A 19,446-nucleotide genomic window follows, 5' to 3' on the forward strand; every position below is an offset into this window, starting at 1 on the left:
CCTACTCCTCCGGCACACCTGCTAAACGTAGGCCCTCGTAGATGCGCTCGCGCTGCGCCAGGAAAGTCGGGTTTTCACTGCGGCGTTCGTTGCGAAATCTGGCGACGGTGAAGTTCGGGTCGAGCCGGAGGCCGGCATTCCGCGCCTCTCGCGCCTCCGTAGCGCGACCGCTGAGGGCTGAGGCCGCCGCCAGGAAAAAATGAGGCATGCCGACATTAGGATTCAATCCGACTGATTTTCGAAGCCGGCCTAGGGCAGAGTCGAGCCGGCCGAGGAACAGATCTGCAATCCCAAGCAGGGCGTGCCAGCGATCCAGTCCGGGATCGCGCGGGCTGAGTCGGATTGCGTTTGTGAGACTAGCTTCTGCCTCTTCCGCGCGCCCGAGTAGCACCTTCATGAAGCCTGCGTCGGCGTGCGCCCAGGCCAGATTGTGATCGAGCCCGATCGCGAACTCAAGCTCGCTGAGCGCACGTTCCGTCGCGCCCGAGACATGCAGGACGTTGGCGTGGACAAAATGGGCAAGAGCGTTGCTAGGAGCCAGCGTCAGTGCCTGAGTGATCGCGGTAAGCGCGATTCGTAGTTGCTCGTCCCGATTGATCGAGGCGAAGGTGCGAAGTTCGTTGCCATGATAGAACGCAACACCGATCAACGCCTCGACGTTTTGGGCGTCCAACTTGAGCGCTTCGTCGAACAGGTCACACGCCGCACGGTCGCGGCGCAGCGACAAGGGTTGGTTTAGGATCGCCCAACCGCGCATAGCTAGATCTACGGCATCCATGTTGTTTGGCCGTTCGCGCTCGGCCCGGCGGCCTTCGGCAGCCACGAGCTCGATGCCCACAGTCCGAGCGAGCCGCGTGGTGATCTCATCTTGCATGTCGAAAATGTCGGCGCGGGGCTTGTCGAAACGTTCGGCCCAAACGTGTGCGCCAGTTTCTGTGTCGATGAGCTGCGCGTTGACGCGAACGCGGTCGGCACCGCCCTGCACGCTCCCTTCCATCACGTATCGAACGCCAAGTTCGCGGCCGATCACCCGGACGTCCACCGGCTTGCTTTTGAAGGTGAAGGCCGTGTTGCGAGCTATGACGAAAGCTCCAGGAATGCGGGATAGGTCGGTTGTCAGACTTTCCGTTACACCATCGACGAAGTAGTCCTGCGCGCTGTCGCCATTGAGGTTGACGAAGGGCAGGACGACGATAGAGAGCCGCGGTGCGATGGCGTTGTCCGGCGCCGTTGCTACCGAGCGGGTAGGCGATAGCGTATAGACTTGGACTGGCCCGGCGATATTCTTCAATTTGTGGCGGCCGCGATCTTGCGCCGCGATACGATCTTGCCACGTACCTGGTCATAGGCGGCACTGGACAAGCAAATACCGCCAGGCTCGGCAATCCCCTCCAATCGCGCCGCCACATTGACCGCATCTCCCATGAGATCGCCGTCTTCCTCCACGACCACGTCACCAACATTGATGCCGATGCGGAATTCAATGCGCTTATCCGGCGCTAGGTCGGCGTTCCTCCCGGCCAAGGCCCGCTGCACATTGATTGCCGTACGAACCGCATCCACAACCGACGCGAACTCGGCCAGCAAACCGTCTCCAGTAGTTTTGACGATGCGACCTCGATGGGCAGTGATGGCGGGATCGATCAAGTCCTTGCGAAGATCCCGGAGGCGATCGAGCGTACCTTCCTCGTCACTGCCCACAAGCCGACTGTAGCCGACCGCATCGGCTGCCAGGATCGTGGTCAACCGTCGGATTTGCCGGTCGATCGCCAAGTCGCCCTCCTGGATGATCGAGGCCAGTCTACGCAGTTGGCTGCGGGTGCCAAGGAATTTCACATCTTGGACGAACTTCGAGGTGGCCGGTCGGGACCTAAGTCTGACCTCTGGTGAGATGCCGCCGGATATCAGAGGCAGAGCGGACGTCGTAGCGTCCTGCGTCAGCGGAGATTTTTGACTGACACCGTCGTATGGTGGCGCCGGGCGGGCGCTTCTTCGGCCTATGACGAACCGCGGCTCGGAGGGAGCAGGTTAGTTCCGCAGGATCGGCGCCTCGCGAAGTGCACTCCTGCCGATCTGCTTCAGCCCGTCAACCGATGTCTCGCCCTTGCTGGCGGCTTCGAGGATCATGGAGGCCACGTGGGTGCGGGCAGAGGTCTCGTAGCGTGACACGCTCTCGCACACCTCGTCGAGGACCGCGCGCAAAAGCGCGGTGGTTTCAGCATCGAACATTGGAGGTCTCCCCCAGCGAAAGCAGCATTCTGCCTGAAGCCGGCCAGCCGGGGATTCACGCAAATTACGGTCAGCGTAAAATTCTGCGGAATGACTGCGAAGAATGAGCGTGGCCCCGCCTTTTGGGGGGCTGGGGGGCTTGATGGCGGAGCCACGCGGGCCGTGCATTCGCGCGGGCCCGCCATATCAACGGTATCCGGCCGAGCCCGATCCATGCTCGACACCAAGCCCGCGCGCCGCGAAAACCTAGGGCTCCGGAGGCCGCAGGGGGCCATCCGCCCACTTGCGGGCATCCGGGTCGTGTAGCGGGTCATCGTTGCAATTGGTGCACACGTACCGCGGCCGCCGTTCCGAAGCTTCGTCGGACACAGCTTTCATCGGCTTGCCGCACCCCGGGCACGCCTTCCGGACCGGATGGAGCATTGCCATCTGTTTTCCCCCTGCGATGGCACTCTAGTTCAGCCTAGATCGCGAGCTCAAGCTGGCCGATAAGAATTAGGTCGGGTTCACGCACTATTGCGCGCCTTCTTGACTCCATCGCCGCACAGCATTCAACTCTGGGCAGTGATGTTGAGGGGCGTGTCATGGAGCAGGAGTTCTACCGAGGTCTGGCCCACAGGGTCCGGGGCATGGCCGAGAAGGCTGATCCGTTCACCCGGCGTCGTCTCCTGGATCTCGCCAAGCGGTATGACAGCAGGGGAGCCCAGCCCTCGGCATCCGGACCGACCGAGCGGCCGCTGCCGGCTTCTCCCACGACGCCGCCTGCAGCGACTTTCTCTGGGCCCGGCGAGGCGTGACGCCCACACCCGTGTCGTTCTTTGATCGTGCCGCACGCGCACCTGATGGAGCCTGGCGGCCGTCCCGCAGTGTGCGAAGGGATCTGCCGACAGACGCTTCCTCAGGACCAAGCTCACCTACCCAGCCGGTGGTCCTGGCCTCACCTGCGAGGATTTGATGCCGTGAGCGGGTGCGGCATCGCATTTCCCCCTGAACGCGATCCAAGCGGCTTGGACGGGGTGCGGAGAGGCGCCCCCCTTGCAAGGGAACGAGCTACCGCCTAGGGCAACCTTCCGGCAGGTTGTCCTCGGCTTTCCCGCGTAGGCGCGTGAGCTCCGACCACGCCAAGGCGGCGGTGATCCATCTCTGCCGTTCTAGCCCATCGGCTTCGGCGGCAAGCTTCATTGCCGCGACGGCCTCGCGCAAGGGGTCGTACGGGGATTCCATGTACCCAAATATAGCTGCAGATCGTAAACGATCACGCACCAGTGGGACCGTAGCAATCCGGGGTCGGCACTCACGCCGGCATTGTTTAGCCGTCCAGAGATGCCCCGCCCGATCCGTCCCATTCCTTAGTCGCGCATCCGGCTAAGAAGTGCGACGCGCTTCCCGCTCCTCGCTCGTCATTGTGATTATTGCCGGAGACCGCCTGAAGTAGATGCGGATTGCGCAGGATACGTCCGTTTTCCATTCGAAGTGTCGGATGACCGTCTCGCGTTTGAACGATCCCGCCATGCTGATCAGTTGAAGCGAGCCAACCATTTGCTCGACCCGGCCCTCCCGTCCCAAAGGCAGGAGCAAGCGCTCACACTCGATCGTATGGCCGCCGCTGTTGTAGGTCGAAAACACGTTGTAGATGGCACAGCCGCCGGACACGCATTGTTCGGCGGCGGCTAGACCAAACTCCTTCAACGCCGGTGGCAGAATCTCTTCCATCGATTTTCCGGCCCAGCTCGAATTGAAGACCTCTCCTACACTGGCGCCTTGGTAAAGCGCTCGAAACGTGTGCCCGTCCGCCCGGCGCTCAACACTCCAGATGATCAGTTGTTTTGGGTCATGCAGCCGCGCTTCCGGCCTGAACTGATCTAGAGAAGGGAAGCGCAGATTGCCGGCTGTGCGTGCCCAGTACCGGCACATGGCCTGCTGACTGATGGACTTCACATCGGCGAATGAACCGTCTGTGTATTGCATGGCCCCTCAAACCTACACGCCACAGCGTCAACGAGCCGTAGTTCGACCAGCCTTCAGCGCTAACAAGCGGGGAAGATGGCTCAGCGGTGGCGCCTTGGCAGGGGCCCGGCTGCGCCACATTCGTAGCGCTCGCGCTCGGCAGCCGCTGCGCGAGCGCCCCTGCAAGACGACCCAACTGCTCCGACACTCCCGAAAAGCTCGTGAATTGCTTGTCTTTCAGATATCTCGTGACCGGCGCTCCCGATATTGTGGGGCCTCACGGGGCTACCTGGTCGGCACCACGAGAAGTGATGTTTCAAGACGCATCGGATCTGGCCGCGATGGCCGAGGCACTAGGCCGATCGAGCGACTACCGGGTGCTGCGCCGCCTGGTGCCGCGACCGAGATCGACGGCGGTCTCCGGACAGGAAACGAGGATCGGCATCCTGCTCGACACCGAGACCACCGGCCTCGACCACCGAAAAGACGAACTCATCGAGCTCGGAATGGTCAAGTTCGGCTATACGCCGGACGGGCGCATCATTGATGTCAGGGACACGTTCTCCGCCTTCAATGAGCCGTCCGAGCCAATCCCGGCCGAGATCACGGCGCTTACCGGCATCACCGACGAAATGGTGGCCGGCCACAGCATCGACGAGGCAGCCGTGAACGCCTTCGTCGATGATTCGTCGCGGAAGTCGTTCTTCTAACCCTTCGAATAGCCGCGCGGCTTAAAAGGAGCCGCCGAGATGGCGCTCCCCGTTCTGGTCTATAATCTAAAATGGGTCATGAACATCGTCGGGACCAAGCCGCTGATGGCCGCGATCGTGGCCTAGGACCGAACTGGCCCTAGCTTTTCACCGACTTCCCTGGGAGGGGTGTTCTTACACGGCCAAGACCGAGGCGGACTGGAGTAGTGCCGGCTATCTTTCGACGGCCGTAGCCCGGTCGGGCAACTCGATCGGGAACCACGGGGAAATAACCCCAGGTTTTGTGCAGACAATCCTGAATTTCGTTTTGCTCGTGTAATTGACACTCGGGACCTTGCACAAGACGGTCCGGATGACTTGCTGCACTTGGGGCGCGAATGACTCAATTGCTTCCACGCAGTAACCGGCTTCATCATTCTTATCGATTGCTTGTGCATCGCACGATTCGATTGCTTCTGTCCGTTTCTTTCTGATTGTAGCCTGAAGTCTATAGCCAAGGTATTCGGGAGAGACATTTGTCTGAGGTTGGAGCCAGAGCCTCGGACCATTGATTATCGGCCCTACCGGAACGACCCGAAGCTCCGTTACGACCAGATCGGCTCCGTCATCTCGCGCAGTGATGGCAGGAGAATTCGTTTCGGAACCGATTCTCGCCCTCCCATGATCTGTCGCTAGGCCCAAAACACGTGCCCAAGTTGGCGGCCAATCAAACGCGACCGCGGTGACCGTGAACGATAGAAACGTAAAGAAGAAGATCGTTACACCCCAAAGCAACGCGGTTCCCGCCTTGACCACGGCATCGCTCTTGCTCCTGACGAGTTGGGCGAAAGCAAAGAGCAGCAGCATTGCCACTAACATCGCCCCGAGAATGATGAGAGTGGCTTGGCCGTTCCCTAACAATCCAATGATGATCGCGGCGGCGGCCGCAACGCCTGCGGCGCCGAGGGCATAGTCCACAGCCGGCACCGCATTGCGGGCGGTGTTCAAGATCGCGAGTGGAGAGAGAGAGACCTCGTTCGGTTCAGCTGGCTGTTTCGGCACGGTCCCGCCCCCAAATCGATCTCTAAACAACAGTACACGAAATTTGCGCCCTTTGGGGGCTCAGTGGCAAGCCACGCTCTTCCCGAGGCGGGTGCCGGAAGTCTGCCAAGGCTCTGGCGGGCCCATTCCTGGCGTGAAACGCTTTCAGTGTCCCGGTGTTCGACGCGTCAGTTCGCTTGCGTTTTAATTATTGCGATTGTCCCTGAGGATATCTTCGGCGCGGATTGGGAGATCCGTGATCGATTTTGGATGAAACGATGGTCCCTCACGTCGCCATCGTCTAGGACGGATCCAGTGACACTACGGATTTTCGTTGTCGCTCAACAATATCCGCCAAAGTCGACCTCGCGGCGCCAAAATGCGGCTTTCGATTTACCCTTGAAGCAGACATCGAGTGCGAGGTCAGCCATGTCCGAAAAGTGCTAATCAGCGAAATACGACACTTTGCTTCGAATGCACAAAACGACCGGCTGGTTAACACTATCCCATTCTCCCCAACCAGCAGACCGCCATGGTCACAGCGCGCGCAAGCGCGCTACAGACAACTTAGCGAACCTCGAAAACTCGCGCGCTTGTCGCGCAGCGCTAGGGCAAATACATCCCTCCCGAATCTGAACCGATTTGATTTGACGTCCAGTGACGAAACGCGTGCGTATCACGCATTACACCATTGGTAAGAAGATCGTCTGACTTGCGTAATCGTAAAGAACCTTCGAAATGTCCAGATAGGAATGGTTCTCTAGCAATGACTTCACTGTATCGCCTGTATTCCCGAGCATAGCCCCAATGCTCTGCCCTGGTGACTTCGGTAACAACACGTGTTGGAAAATCGTCCAAGAGTTTGTAGTGAAGAATGGCACCCTGAATATCGGCCACGACTGCTTCCTCTACAGCGTGTCTCCCGCTTCTCAAATGATTGTGGCCGCTCGGCCGGAACACGGCTATTTTATCCAAGCAACAGTGCACGCGAAAGAGGCGCTCACGGACTCCTCCCTCATGCATTGGCGTCGGTGCGAGTGGAGGCAACCTCACCCCGCGGTATGAGATAGAGTTAACCTCATAGTATGGGCAGATTTCATGCAGAGAACGAGCGTCACCGACCGCGGTTTCACAAATCGGCTTATCCGAGTACATGTCTAGCAGAACCGAATACAGGGCCGTGTAGCTGCGGGACGCAAGGTACTTAGTCAAGGACCGCAGCGACATGCGCTCTAAATCGGGATAAACAAGAAACTCATCCGCATCCACCACCACACACCAATGACCGCATCCATGTCTCGCGATCAGCGAATTGATCCAGCTAATGCCTGATGTTGCTTCTCGATAGCTACTAAGCTCCCGAAACACCTCAATGTCCGGATTACCGGAAATGAGGTCCATAGTTCCGTCGGACGATCCGTTGTCGACAATAAAAAAGCGATCCACGCCAATCCGCCTGTAATATTCGAGAAAAAACGGGATTCGTAGTGCCTCGTTTCGCACGCAGGCGAATACGCGAACCTCTTCCTCATGTGACAAAGCTAAATTAGCCCGGTTGGTCATTTGTAGGTCTCACAGGTAGTCAACTAAACGTTGGACGGTGTGAGGCGGTGTGCGGCTATCAAGCCGAAGCAAGATAATGCCGTGACTCACCAATTCATTCAACTCCCGCCAACTCGTACAATTCTTTTGTGCAAAGAGATGGAGGAGCTGTGACGTTGCGTCAACTTTATCCGAAGTCTTATTGGGCCTGCGAGCGCCCCGCCGTCGGCAAGAAATTAGACCAGCTGGACAGTTCTCTGATTGGAATTCTCAACAATCGATTCGAGGGCGGCAGAGACTTGGCTCCCTCTGATTTGCTCCATACCCCCAAGGGCCTGGATTGTTATATGGGGACCGAGGCGGAAACCGAACTCTCGCGCATTGGTCGGGCCAAACAGCCCAACTGAGGGCACTCGTGCAAAATCAGCAACGTGCAGCATGCACGAGTCTACACCGAGAAAATAGTCCGCATGCGCAACTAGCGAGAACGACTGCGACAACGGGAGAATTCCATTGCATTCGATGATCCGATCATGACCGAAATTGGCTGGCTTCATGCCAATTGATAGCGCGACAAAATCAGAATGGCTGTCGAGAAAGGCGCGGATGGTGCTTTCGAATAATTCCGCATCCCACATCTTTCTTTGTCTTGTCTCATTATGAACGGCCAGGATGCGGGTACCCGGCCCCATCATGATGCGGAGGTCAATGGCCTTTCGAACCGCTTCTTCCGGCAACGGAATGCGAGCCGAAAAATCCTCGAGGCGAAGTCCGCCGGTCAGGTCCCGGGGAATCTGAAACGCAAGGTCAGCCGAATGAATTCCGAAGTCGAGCGCAATTTGCCTCTGAAATTCCGGAAAGAATCCCAGTGACCAAGTGGGCCGCAATTCGGAAATTAGCCCCGACAGCGAAGGCGACATCCACGAGGTCAGTGAAACAAACCTGTCGACTTTCCCGATTAAGGATGCCGCTACTTTGGGCTCGAAAGTCGCGCCACTCTCAAATGGGATTTGAACGGTACGGTGAACTTTCAGATCATCAAAGATGAACCCCTGAGGACCAACGGGGTAAGCAAGAACGAATTCGCCGTTTAATACTTCTCCGAGCGCCCGAAGAGCCGGCAGACACAGAACATGATCCCCGACGCCATTGGAAAAAAAAACGCAAGTCGCTTGTTTGCGAGAGTTCATCTGATCTCCTAACGCAAAAACAAATGCGGATCATTTAGGCTTAGTCATTATAGGCTTGCGGCGGAGGCTCGCCCGCCGCGTCAGGGCCGAAACCGAGCACGATGTGCTCAACCGACGACGGCAGTTCGCCGAATTTGAAGACACGCCATGGATCGATAACGGTAATATTTTGTTTGTCTCGCATGAAATTGGCCATCGGGATATTACGAAACTGCGGCCACTGAGTCATGATCGCCACGACGTCGGCGCGCGCGACCGCCTCAGCAGCTGAAGCGACGGAAACGCCATGACCTAGTATGGCGGCCGCATTCTGCGCGGCAGCGGGATCGGCGATCAGGACATTAAACCCACCGTCGAACATAGCCTGCGCAAGTGCAATCCCCTGGCTCGCTTCAATCACGTCGGTCCCGGGCTTGTAGGACATACCCAGTATTGCAATCGTCGCTCCCGTTTGGGCTCTGGCCTCGATGACGGCGCAGAGGCGCTGAAGCTGGTGCCTGTTGGTGGCATCCGTGGCCGCGGCTAGTTCAAACTGAAGTCCAAGATCGCGCCCCATAAGAGTAAATGCAATGTTGTCCCGAGGAAAGCAGGGGCCGCCATATCCGACGGCACCACGAAGGTAATCATGACCTATTCGGCTGTCGGCGCCCGCCGCCCTCAAGACCACCTCCGCGTCTGCAGAGGGAAGATGATCGCATGCTTCCGCAATCATGTTTGCGAAGGAGATCTTCGTCGTCACAAAACTATTTACGGCAAGTTTGCAGATTTCAGCATTAACAAAATTCATGCGGTGTATTTCAGGCTTTGTCTCGATGATCGCGCGGTAGATGCCCAAAAGAAGATCACCGGCTGCGGCATCCGATTCGCCGATAAGGAGGAGATCAGGCCGCGACATGTCTCTGATTACCGAGCCCAGCGCAACGAACTCGGGACTGTAACATAAACCTAATCTATCTCCGACCTTTCGCCGCGCGGCTTTCTCCAGTGCGGGAGCGATGACTTCAGTCATCGATGTTGGCATCACGGTGCTGACGAGCACCACCAGATGGTAGCGATCGGTCGCGCGAAGGGCGTTTCCAATCTGCCGTATCGCAGCAATAACGCTATCGTTCCGAAAACGGCCATCCGGCCCGCTCGGTGTCGGAACAATTATGAAAGTGACGTCAGAGATAGCAATGGCTTGGTCGGATATCATCTCCAGGCGCAATCGCGACTCTGCATCCCGGATCAAGCTCTCCAACCCCAACTCTGATCCGCCAACCAAACCCGCGTTGATTCCGTCGATGCGGCGCCGATCAGCATCCAGACCGACAACCTCGAAGCCTCTAGTGGCTAATAGCGCAGCCAATGGCAAGCCAAGTTTGCCAAGCCCGACCACAGCAATCCTCGGTCGGACAGGTGGGTTTTGCGGGTACGGTTTGTGGGCGCGACTCACGGGGGGAAGGCTTCCACAGTTTGAATCTGCTGCTGGATCCATCCATAGGTCACGCTTAGACCCGCGCGAAGCGGTTCTGCCGGAGCCCAGCCCAACCGTTCCTTGATGAGACGGTTGTCGGACGTCCGCCCGCGGACGCCGATCGGTCCCGACACGTGTTTCAGCTCCAGCTGCTTACCGGCGATTTCCATGAGCATCGCCGCCAAGCCGTTAATGCTAACCATCTCATCCGATCCGATGTTGAATGGGCCGGAAAACTCGGAGCGCGTCAGCCTCAACGTTCCCTCGATGCATTCATCGATGAACAGAAATGAACGGGTCTGACGACCATCGCCCCAGATCTCTATCGCACCACCGTTCGGTGCTTCCGCAACTTTACGTGCAATTGCCGCGGGAGCTTTCTCCCTGCCACCTCTCCATGTGCCCTCCGGTCCGAAAATGTTGTGATAACGAGCGATGCGACAGGCCATGCCGAAATTCCGAGCGAAGCTCAGGTACAAGCGCTCCGAGAATAATTTCTCCCAGCCATATTCCGAATCCGGCGCCGCAGGGTAAGCGCTGCTCTCGCTCGTTATCGGATGATCGATCCTCTCTTGGTTGTGCAGCGGGTAAATGCAAGCCGACGAAGCGTAAAAAATGCGCCTAACACCCGCTTGCCGGCACGCATGAAGCACATTGAGATTGATCGCGGCGGAATTGCTCATGATATCGGCGTCATGATCGCCCGTGAAGATATAGCCCGCTCCGCCCATGTCTGCTGCCAACTGGTACACCTCGTCGAATGGCCGGTCGACAACCGCGAGGCACTCCTTCCGATCACGAAGATCCGCTAACACAAATTCATCAGCTACCGTCGCCGAAAATTCGGGAAATTTCAAATCCACGCCCCGTAACCAAAATCCATCCGCCTTCAGACGCTTGACTAGGCGACTGCCAATGAACCCGCCTGCGCCGCAAACCAATGCCGTTCTCATATGGTCTCCGAAACTCAACAGCAGCAATAAGGTTTGCAATCGAGGTCCTCGGCCGCAAACACAATTCCATCAACCCTTATAGCAAATCGGACGTAATCGATCTTGACTACTGATTTTGAGCAGCCTTGAACGCGGAAATCAGGTCGGCGCTGACAATTGTGGAACACCAATACTGCTCGATGTATTCTATTATCATTTCAGCGGCTCGCGCCCGAGAAACGTATGGCCATTTCCTAGGGCTGTAGATGGCGTCCGTCAGATCTCGGACTAACGTGCAGTTCATGCCGAAATTGACCATCTGCCGAATCCCGAAACTTCGATCCAGAATACATTTGTTCGAGTGAACCCCAACGTACAGAATATCGCGGATGCTACGCTGGGAAAGAAAGCCATAGATTTCATTTCCATCGTCTGAGATGATGTCATCCCCTGCAATGGTTATGTTTATGTTTTGCCGCGTCACCAGACGGTCGCCAATCTCAAAGACCTCGTCAGAATCGTCGATCGGAACCCGCACCGATTGCAGATTTACCTCTACCGGCAACAAGACGTGCGAGCTGTTCTGCGCGCGCCGTCGTTCTGGGTAATCTTTATAGAAGGGCATGCAGCTTGACGGCGCATGGATAATTTGAACGCCCGCCGAGCGCGCGAAGCCCAAGACGGCTTCTATCCGCGGAACGAGCGAATGCATCCGGATCGCGGCTCGCGCACACCAGTGCCTGTCCCACATATCGCAGATCAAGAGTGCGGTTCGGATGGCTGGCAGCTGCTTGCGAAATTCGATTTGCTGCCACCCGTCAGGCGTGCGCGAGCGCCGCCGCAAAGAAAGTGAAAGGGCATCGTTGGATTGCGCAGACGCCGCTGTCATCATCGCCCACTCATAGTTCTCCGCGAGCTTTCGACTCTAGCATGAGACAGAGATGCGCGGCGGGAATTGGTTCAACGAATGCCCGCCTTGTCCAGTCGGACCACTCTGGCGCAAGTCGACGCTCCTCCCCGAAAGAAGCCTATAACTTTAGCGCCAGATTTATAACCGCGCTATTGACAACCTGACCGGGAGCGTGACACGATCTGCTCGTGACGTAAACTGTCGTTTCCCTGGTACCTAAGCTGCCAATGCTCGATCGGCGTTGCTTTACCTCGACCAAGGAGTTTTGGAATGACACACGATCATCAACAATTTGAGCGCGAAAGAGAAGAAGCGACGACGATTGAAGCTGAAGCAGCCGTCGCTTCCACGAAGCCCACGAGCCTGAAAGGCAACATCCTAAAGAGGCTCAAGGAAGATATCGATCGCGGCCCGACTGAATACAATTTCGGCTCATATTCGAAGTAACGAGACAGACGGAGGCAGATCTGCGGGACCTCGTTTCGACGGGGAACGCTGATTGTATCTTTCTACTGCCTCGAATACAGCATGGTCGAGGTTTGCAAAGAGTTTCGCGGCTTCTCCTGTCCGTTTGAACGGCTGGACGATGCAGCCCTTGATTGGGCTGTTTCGGAATATGCAGCTTGTCTGTTGGATGTATTTCTAGAGGAATTTTCGGCTTCGCTGCAAGGTGAAGGCGTAGTTCAAGGATTAACTGCGCTGCGCAACAGCGCACCGCAAATTCATTCAATTTGGTCGCGAGCGCTCGGAGCTTCACTGGAAGCGCTGCAGATGGATTCCATCCCCATCGCGCAGCATGCGGCGGCAATGCTTTTGATACAGCGACTTGCCGCGGGACACCCAAGCTCATGGTCGCTGCAATTCCTAGAGCCGATATCCCTGCTGTACGATTGCTGGCTGTTCGAAGGATGCGAACGCATCGAGGTCAAGAGCTCTGGCTCTCATACGGAGATCATCACTTTTTCGCAGGGACGCACCCAACATCAGAGGCTTGACTATGGATCATCCGTCGAGAAGTCGGCAGCGGATGGGCCCGAGAGGCTTCCTAAGGTTGTCAGCGACAACGGGCCAATCATTATTCTGCCAGCCCGGGCGGTGAGCTCCCCGTCCGCAAGCCAGCTTTCATTGAACCTCTGCGCGAACATCGACGGGGCAGACTTCGGTGCGCTAGAAGAATGCTTTCGTCAAATGAAAGCATGGTCGCCTGAGTATTATCGCTGGGTATCCCGGGTTGTGCGCAGCGTTGCCCTTGTTGAAGCGCCGCAGAACAGCCTCCGAAGCGCCAGCGCGAACGAGTCGTGCAGCATGCTGTATATTTCCAACAACCATGACCCGCTTCTGTTGGGCGAGATGCTCGTCCATGAGGCTTCGCATCAATACTACTTTATCGCGACACGGCATGGTCCGGTTGTCGACCCAAGCGACGAGCAGCAGTTCTACTCACCTTTTGCCTCGCGGTTTCGTCCGCTGGAACGGATCGTGCTAGGATTTCACGCCTTTGCCAATGTATATCTCTATTATTCGATGATGCTGAAATCCGGCGCAGGCCGACAGGATTTCTGTGCCGAACAGATGGCGAAGTGCCATCGCGACCTTTCGCAGGTCGCAACGTTGATCAAGGAAACGGATAAGCTCACTGAAATCGGCCGCTCGATTGCGCATCCACTGCTGGGAGCGCTGGATGAACTATAGTCGTAAGTTGTCCTCAGGACGGGTGCGCCGGCTCGTCATAAAGACCGTCGAGCGCTGCAATCTGAACTGCACCTATTGCTATATGTATCACCATGCCGACCAGAGTTACCTTCATCGTCCACCGGTGATGTCCGAGCAGATATTCGACTGTGTCTTGGACCGCGCTGCTGAGTATTGCCAATCACGTCCAGGCCATACGATGGCTCTCCACTTTCATGGGGGTGAGCCGATGCTGATGAGACCCGAACAGTTCGATGGAATGGCGCGGCGCGCGACCCAGCGCCTAGGCGAGCACCTAGAAGGGTTTTCCCTGCAAACGAACGCCACCTTGGTTAACTCAAAATGGATCGCCGTTCTTCAGCGGCATCACGTGGCGGTCAGCGTGAGCATGGATGGCCCGGCCGAAGTACACGATCGGTCACGCGTCGATCATTTCAGGCAGGGATCGTACGAACGGGTCGTCGATGGCCTCAAGCATTTGACGGAAAGCGGTCTCGCCCCGAAAGTGCTCTGCGTGATCGATCCAAGCGCATCCGGATCACAGGTATACAGACACCTGAGATCTCTTGGCGTTCGCGTGATGAATTTTCTGCTGCCTGACGCAACGCATGACTCCTGGCCGGCTTTGTACCGCGAGGTGAAGTCTCTGGCTCTGTCGGAGTTTCTTAGTTCTGCGTTTGACGCTTGGTATACCGAAGACAATCCGGACATTCATGTAATTCTGTTTGAGGAACTGCTTCGAACCCTCGCTGGTGGTGTTCCCATCACAGACGCTATCGGCAGCCCGATTCCCGACTATCTGGTCATCGACACTGACGGTTCGATCCAGTCCAATGATGTCTTCAAGGTTTGCGACGAAGGTGTCGCCGAAAGCGGACTGACGGTGCTGAATCGTGGTTTCGACGACGATCACGGCGCCAACGAGACGTTCCAGGCGCTTATTTCCGGTCAGATGGGACTACCGACGGCGTGCAAGGGCTGCCCGGAAGAAAAGATTTGCGGTGGCGGCTATCTTCCGCACAGATATTCGCGCGCCAACGGCTTCAACAATCCGTCCGTATGGTGCGCCGACTTGCTGGCCTGGATCGGCCACGTTCGCGACATCATGAAGCAAGATGCCGCATGACGATAGACGACGAGAGCCGCCTCGGTTTGAGGGTGATTTCGGTCGAATTGCTCGCCGAGTTCGTCAAGCCTCCGTTCCCATACCAACCGATAGAAGATTTTCCGGGTTGGGCCGAACCGGGCATCTTTCGGCCATCCGTCAAAGATCGGCCGTCCGATCAAATACGTCCGCGATTGCGCAATGACGTCATTTACACGCCATACAGAGATGGAGTGCTGTTCAGAAGCGACCGCCAGGGATTCTTCTTGCGGGGTCCGCGCCTCTATCAGTTGATCAGCTATTTGGCTCCGTGGCTCACCGGCGAGTTTTCGCTATCGGAGATCGCTTCTCCACTTGACCCGGTTTCGCAAACGAAGCTCGATGCAATTATCAGGCTGTTGATCGAGGGCGGCATCTTGAGCGCGGATGCGCCCGCACTCGATTCAGGGACAGATGCCAAACTCAGGGCGCAATTCCGCAAGTCACTTGAGGTCATAGATGCGATCGGCGGTGATGGTTCGGGACGATTTATCAGGTTTCGCAGCAGCCGCGTGCTTCTTGTCGGCTCTGGCATTTCGTTTGGAACATGTGCCGCATCGCTCCTGCGCGCCGGAACTAAACAACTGTACGTCATAAATACCGAAGGCAACGGCGAGGATTTGACACCCGCAATCCGCCAAGCCGAAACTTTCACCGCAAACGGCATCGACGTCTCGATCGTTACGTTACACGATATTTCCGCGCTGGGCGGCCCGCGATTGGGCCAGTTTGACATCGTCGCTTATTGCTCGGATTGTGGAACTTTCAACGATGCTCGTTTCCTCAGTCGCGCCGCCTGCCAAGAGGGCCGGGCCTTTCTTCCCGGCCTCGTGGTCGGATCTCGGAGCTATATGGGTCCGACTATCCAGCCATGGGCATGTGGATGCTGGCCCTGCACCGTCCTCAGGGTTGCGGACGACAGCAAGGGCGACAACCGCTTGGACTCTCGCTCCTTCATGACCGCTCATTTTGCCAACCCGGCCAGAGCGAATGACACCATAGCGACTGCGCTCGGCAAGGACGTGGCGTTCGAATTATTGAAGATACTGAGTGGCCCACTTCGGCATCAAACAGACCATGGTCTGGTGATGCAGACGCTTCGCCACGACGACCATATTAAGGTCGAAGTAGTGCCGAACGCCCTGTTTCCATGTTTCAATTTCTGCAGCCAGTTGATCGATCCGGCTGCTGATTCCACGCGCACTCGTATCTTGCGCTCAAGGAATTGAACAGACGAACCTTCCACGCCATGAGGATTTCAGTGCCCTCACGTCTTACGGATACGGAGATTGTCCAGACGTCAAGAAACTTCTTCGAGTCCGCGATTTCGATCGAAGCCAGACAGCTCCTATTTCGCTTGGCAACCGATGGCTGGGGCAGGCGTGATGGGCGCGTGAGAATATCGCGTCCTTGCCGGCTTTTCGCTCATGCGCGACGCAAAAGCGCGGCACCGACCGGAGGAACTGGAGCGCGAGGTTTGCTTCTGCATGGTTCGGCAGGCAATCTGCCAGACGCGCGATGGCAACCCGATCCCGGTTCCGCTGCGGCACGATGATATTTTGAAAAGCCGAAAGCTAATCGAGATCGGGGTTACAGACGCACACCGGATCACACGAGCGACATCGAACTTTTAGACCAGCAGAGGTTAGCGCGTGCGTCGATTCAGTCGTCGTAAAAAATCTTGATCCAGCCATCAACTCGCGATTACGCTGGGATTCGAGGCCTCCGAGCGCGCCCTTCGCGTGCTCGTGATTTTGATGAACCGCCAGGACAACGGCGGTCGCATCAATCGTGGCCGCCTTTTGCAGGCGCGCTGCATACGGTAGCCAATTGTCCCAGTGAAGGCGTCCAATGGCAAAAGGAGGGATGTAATCCCACAGTCCCCTCGGATAGACGAAATAGTCGATACCCGCGTATAGTTCGCCGGTCCGATGCGCCAGTTGGCGGAGCCGCCCCTCCCAGTTCTCATCGAATATCAGGGGCTCGTTGACGAAAACGTCAACTCTCTGACCCACCATCAAGAAGCGCTTCTTCATCGAGGCAAGTCTCAGAAACGCCTCCATGAAATCATTCATGAGTATGATGTCGGAATTGACATAGCAGAGATACGGCGACGTTGCGAGTTTGTCCGCCTGGTGGAAGAGATCGTCCAGAAGCGGCGTTCCGTACTCGTTTCTTGCGACGTCTGCGTGGTGACGGACAGAGCACCGCGTGGCCGCCCTAGCGGTGCCATGCTCATCGCCAAACAGGATAATCTCGGGAGACGGCCTCATGCTCTTCCAGCTCTTGATGGCGTTCGTCTGAATGACCTTGAAGTGGCCCTTGAAATCCTTGGGGATCGAGAAAACCGTCAGCATCGCGGCGTCGCTCCGTACTGTTTATGACGTCACTATCGCAATTATCGAAGTCAATTTCGACGGCTCCGGGCACAGATAGTCGGGCACGTTGGTACCCTGCGCCAGACTAGAACTCGCTTTCTCCTCTCGAATTCCGCAAGCGCCTTCGCTGCCATCGAAACCATTCCCTTATCTCCGGTTCCGTAAGTTGCGGATCGTTTTTGACGCTATGAATAATGCCATATCCGCGGTCAACCAAGTCTTGAGGGGCGTAGGCTAGTCCGGAGGACTGCGTTCCGAACACCTGTTCGCGATCCGAAAAATCGCACGGTTGGAGGCCACAAAGCGCACAGTATAGTCCCATCATTCGATCTTCAGAGTATGGGAATTGGGACCACATCTCGCGGTCGGCAAACAGTTCGAGAGATGCCATGCGATTGATCATCGTGGCGGACACGGCATAGGCGCCTCCATTACAATGCTTGCCGATGAAACGTGCCCCCGCAAGCTGCTCAAAGCGCTTGCAAAACTGCCTTAGCCCGGCAACAGTTCTTCGCGCTCCTGACGGCCATCGCCTCAGCAATTGCTCTGCCGCAGCATCATCACAACTGCCCATCTTCAGCAGCTCCTCCATGAACCCTTTGAGTTCATCTTGCGCGTGGAACGAGCTTCGTGATCGATTGCAGGAGTTGCTGAGCAAGCCAAGCATCCCGGCGTCGGGCTGCCCGCCCAGTCTCGTTGCGATTCTTGCCGAGAACGGCGAGATCACCAACGCATCACTGTCGAGTTTTACTATGAATTGCACCGGAAGCGAACTTTTGATATATTCAAGACCCATCAGCACGTTGCGGCCGAGCGACAAGAAGTCGCGACTAGAATTAGGATTTCGTAGAAACACAACTTCACACCCGTCCGGTACGCGGATTTGCGTTTTCAGGCGAGAACCAGAGTCTGAGTCGTCAGCCACGATGATCGCGGCGACGTGCGGCTCATAAGTACAGAGGCTGTCAATGAGATCCAGAAATCGGGCCCCATCGTCTGGATGTGGCCCAATCAACGTCAACACGCAAAATCGACTATCAAAACAAGTCATGCGGCCGACCTGCCTCCCCGCAAAATAGAACGCGCGTATCAACACATAACATAGCGATTCAATGAAGCGCGCGGAAAAGAGCGAACACGACCTCGCCGAGGCAATTTCTCCCGCGCTCCCCTTAACAAAGTACGCGGATTATCGATGGGATCCAATTTTGCGTCCCGTTCTGGATCCCACCACCAAGTCGCAGGAAATCCCGAGTCTCCATATTTTGGCAACAAGTTTGGACGGCCGAAATAATTCCACAATAATACGCGGACTGCTTTGCTTGGCTGGGTGTTTGCTCCTTTATACGTCGCCTTCTCTTCTATAGGTCGCGCCGCGAAGCGCCTGCTCGCGCGTCGTCCTGAAGGTGTGTTCGTTAATGCCTTCGAGCGTGGCGAGCTTGGGCCTGATCTGTTTCGAGCTGCCCGCACATTGGGGCTGGAAGGGCTGGTGTCTAAGCGTCGAGACCCGCCCTATCAGGCTGGCCGCAACATTCCTGAGACGTGGCGCGGGATGTTATGGTTGCCGGGCTTCACGACGCTACCTACACATACCGTGCTTCTCCTTTCCAACCGTACGGCTTCCGTTTGGCTCACTGTCGAGCCTGATGACTGTGCATCCACGCAGACCGCTGTAGCGCGCTCCCAGAGCTGATGGGTACCGGTGGTCTCAAGAATGCATTTGACGAGCGTTTCGCTTCAGCTATCGCGGATATCATAGGGAGTCGTGGCGAAACACTTGCCGAGCGGGGATGTAATCAATCTCTTCCGAAAATACCTTGCTCTCGCTCAGGTGAGCTGAAGGTCAGTCACGGGCCATGATCGGAAGCCGTAACTCAATCAGAGAGATATTGGCAAACCAGATCACTAGCGGGTGATTTGTTTTCAAAATTTCCTCGGCTGCAAGCCGTCGCGTCAAGGAATGACTTGATGACAATCTAAACAATACGTGTCATGAATTGACCACTTAAAGCGCCTCCCGTGCTTTGCCTTGGGAGATACTCAGTGAAAGCATTTTTGGTAGCCTTTTTATGTTTGTTTATGGTCGCCTTGAACGCACGGGCGGACACAACGAACTTTTCTTTCGCAAAAAATTTTACGCGATCCGCGCAAAATACCTGCACGCCTGCAGCTGGAGAGGCTTGCGCAAATACGAATGCAGCCTGCGGAGCGACATGTCGTCAGAAAAATCCTGACGGTGGATTAGGTTTAAAGACCTGCTACACGTTTTGTTGTCACGACTGGGTCCATTGCTTGG

Annotated in this window: 18 protein-coding genes; 6 read left to right on the forward strand and 12 right to left on the reverse strand. The window is 56.6% G+C overall.

Features of this window, described 5'->3' with window-relative positions; translation table 11 throughout:
* Position 1: 1 nt before the first annotated feature.
* From RX329_RS32825 to RX329_RS32835, 3 genes are all read right to left on the reverse strand, one after another.
* Entirely contained in the window at positions 2–1,291 is a 1,290-nt protein-coding gene (locus RX329_RS32825; RefSeq protein WP_317244834.1) for a tetratricopeptide repeat protein, read from the reverse strand.
* Positions 1,288–1,773 carry an adenylate/guanylate cyclase domain-containing protein gene (locus tag RX329_RS32830; RefSeq protein WP_317244835.1) on the reverse strand — a complete coding sequence of 162 codons (486 nt, stop codon included), beginning with the start codon at positions 1,771–1,773 and terminating at the stop codon, positions 1,288–1,290. Before RX329_RS32830 ends, RX329_RS32825 begins: the two co-directional genes overlap by 4 nt.
* Before the next feature lie 255 nt (positions 1,774–2,028).
* Positions 2,029–2,229 carry a hypothetical protein gene (locus RX329_RS32835; protein WP_063994403.1) on the reverse strand — a complete coding sequence of 67 codons (201 nt, stop codon included), beginning with the start codon at positions 2,227–2,229 and terminating at the stop codon, positions 2,029–2,031.
* Positions 2,230–2,813: 584 nt separating this feature from the next.
* On the opposite strand from RX329_RS32835, the gene RX329_RS32840 reads away from it, so the two are divergent.
* Complete coding sequence (locus tag RX329_RS32840; RefSeq protein ID WP_317244836.1) at positions 2,814–3,026, forward strand: hypothetical protein; 213 nt, start codon at positions 2,814–2,816, stop codon at positions 3,024–3,026.
* Between the two features lie 568 nt (positions 3,027–3,594).
* Here RX329_RS32840 and RX329_RS32845 read toward each other — a convergent pair.
* Positions 3,595–4,197: a hypothetical protein gene (locus tag RX329_RS32845; protein WP_317244837.1), complete on the reverse strand. Its 603-nt coding sequence runs from the start codon at positions 4,195–4,197 to the stop codon at positions 3,595–3,597.
* Between the two features lie 290 nt (positions 4,198–4,487).
* On the opposite strand from RX329_RS32845, the gene RX329_RS32850 reads away from it, so the two are divergent.
* Entirely contained in the window at positions 4,488–4,886 is a 399-nt protein-coding gene (locus RX329_RS32850; RefSeq protein ID WP_317244838.1) for an exonuclease domain-containing protein, read from the forward strand.
* A 213-nt stretch (positions 4,887–5,099) separates the two neighbouring features.
* Here the strand turns inward: RX329_RS32850 and RX329_RS32855 are convergent, their stop codons facing one another.
* From RX329_RS32855 to RX329_RS32880, 6 genes are all read right to left on the reverse strand, one after another.
* Positions 5,100–5,927 carry a hypothetical protein gene (locus RX329_RS32855; RefSeq protein ID WP_317244839.1) on the reverse strand — a complete coding sequence of 276 codons (828 nt, stop codon included), beginning with the start codon at positions 5,925–5,927 and terminating at the stop codon, positions 5,100–5,102.
* 585 nt (positions 5,928–6,512) lie between these two features.
* Positions 6,513–7,469, reverse strand: a complete 957-nt coding sequence (locus RX329_RS32860) for a glycosyltransferase family 2 protein (RefSeq protein ID WP_317244840.1) — start codon at positions 7,467–7,469, stop codon at positions 6,513–6,515.
* 215 nt (positions 7,470–7,684) lie between these two features.
* The gene (locus RX329_RS32865; protein ID WP_317244841.1) at positions 7,685–8,638 is read right to left on the reverse strand and encodes a glycosyltransferase family 9 protein; all 954 of its coding nucleotides are present in this window, start codon (positions 8,636–8,638) and stop codon (positions 7,685–7,687) included.
* A 40-nt stretch (positions 8,639–8,678) separates the two neighbouring features.
* On the reverse strand, positions 8,679–10,016 hold the full coding sequence (locus tag RX329_RS32870; protein ID WP_317244842.1) for a nucleotide sugar dehydrogenase: 1,338 nt from the start codon (positions 10,014–10,016) through the stop codon (positions 8,679–8,681).
* 53 nt (positions 10,017–10,069) lie between these two features.
* Complete coding sequence (locus tag RX329_RS32875) at positions 10,070–11,047, reverse strand: NAD-dependent epimerase/dehydratase family protein (RefSeq protein WP_317244843.1); 978 nt, start codon at positions 11,045–11,047, stop codon at positions 10,070–10,072.
* 106 nt (positions 11,048–11,153) lie between these two features.
* On the reverse strand, positions 11,154–11,918 hold the full coding sequence (locus RX329_RS32880) for an isochorismatase family protein (protein WP_317244844.1): 765 nt from the start codon (positions 11,916–11,918) through the stop codon (positions 11,154–11,156).
* A gap of 288 nt (positions 11,919–12,206) precedes the next feature.
* On the opposite strand from RX329_RS32880, the gene RX329_RS32885 reads away from it, so the two are divergent.
* From RX329_RS32885 to RX329_RS32900, 4 genes are all read left to right on the forward strand, one after another.
* Positions 12,207–12,383 carry a hypothetical protein gene (locus RX329_RS32885; RefSeq protein WP_317244845.1) on the forward strand — a complete coding sequence of 59 codons (177 nt, stop codon included), beginning with the start codon at positions 12,207–12,209 and terminating at the stop codon, positions 12,381–12,383.
* 81 nt (positions 12,384–12,464) lie between these two features.
* Entirely contained in the window at positions 12,465–13,628 is a 1,164-nt protein-coding gene (locus RX329_RS32890; RefSeq protein ID WP_317244846.1) for an aKG-HExxH-type peptide beta-hydroxylase, read from the forward strand.
* Positions 13,618–14,754 carry a radical SAM protein gene (locus tag RX329_RS32895; protein WP_317244847.1) on the forward strand — a complete coding sequence of 379 codons (1,137 nt, stop codon included), beginning with the start codon at positions 13,618–13,620 and terminating at the stop codon, positions 14,752–14,754. Before RX329_RS32890 ends, RX329_RS32895 begins: the two co-directional genes overlap by 11 nt.
* A complete protein-coding gene (locus RX329_RS32900) occupies positions 14,751–16,001 on the forward strand; it encodes a hypothetical protein (RefSeq protein ID WP_317244848.1) in 1,251 nt (416 codons plus the stop codon). The genes RX329_RS32895 and RX329_RS32900 overlap by 4 nt, the downstream gene beginning before the upstream one ends.
* Positions 16,002–16,346: 345 nt before the next feature.
* Here the strand turns inward: RX329_RS32900 and RX329_RS32905 are convergent, their stop codons facing one another.
* Both RX329_RS32905 and RX329_RS32910 read right to left on the reverse strand, forming a co-directional pair.
* A complete protein-coding gene (locus RX329_RS32905; protein ID WP_317244849.1) occupies positions 16,347–17,129 on the reverse strand; it encodes a hypothetical protein in 783 nt (260 codons plus the stop codon).
* 106 nt (positions 17,130–17,235) lie between these two features.
* Positions 17,236–18,174 carry a hypothetical protein gene (locus RX329_RS32910; RefSeq protein WP_317244850.1) on the reverse strand — a complete coding sequence of 313 codons (939 nt, stop codon included), beginning with the start codon at positions 18,172–18,174 and terminating at the stop codon, positions 17,236–17,238.
* Positions 18,175–19,446: the final 1,272 nt, after the last annotated feature.

Source organism: Bradyrhizobium sp. BWC-3-1, from assembly GCF_032917965.1.
Classification (GTDB): domain Bacteria; phylum Pseudomonadota; class Alphaproteobacteria; order Rhizobiales; family Xanthobacteraceae; genus Bradyrhizobium; species Bradyrhizobium canariense_D.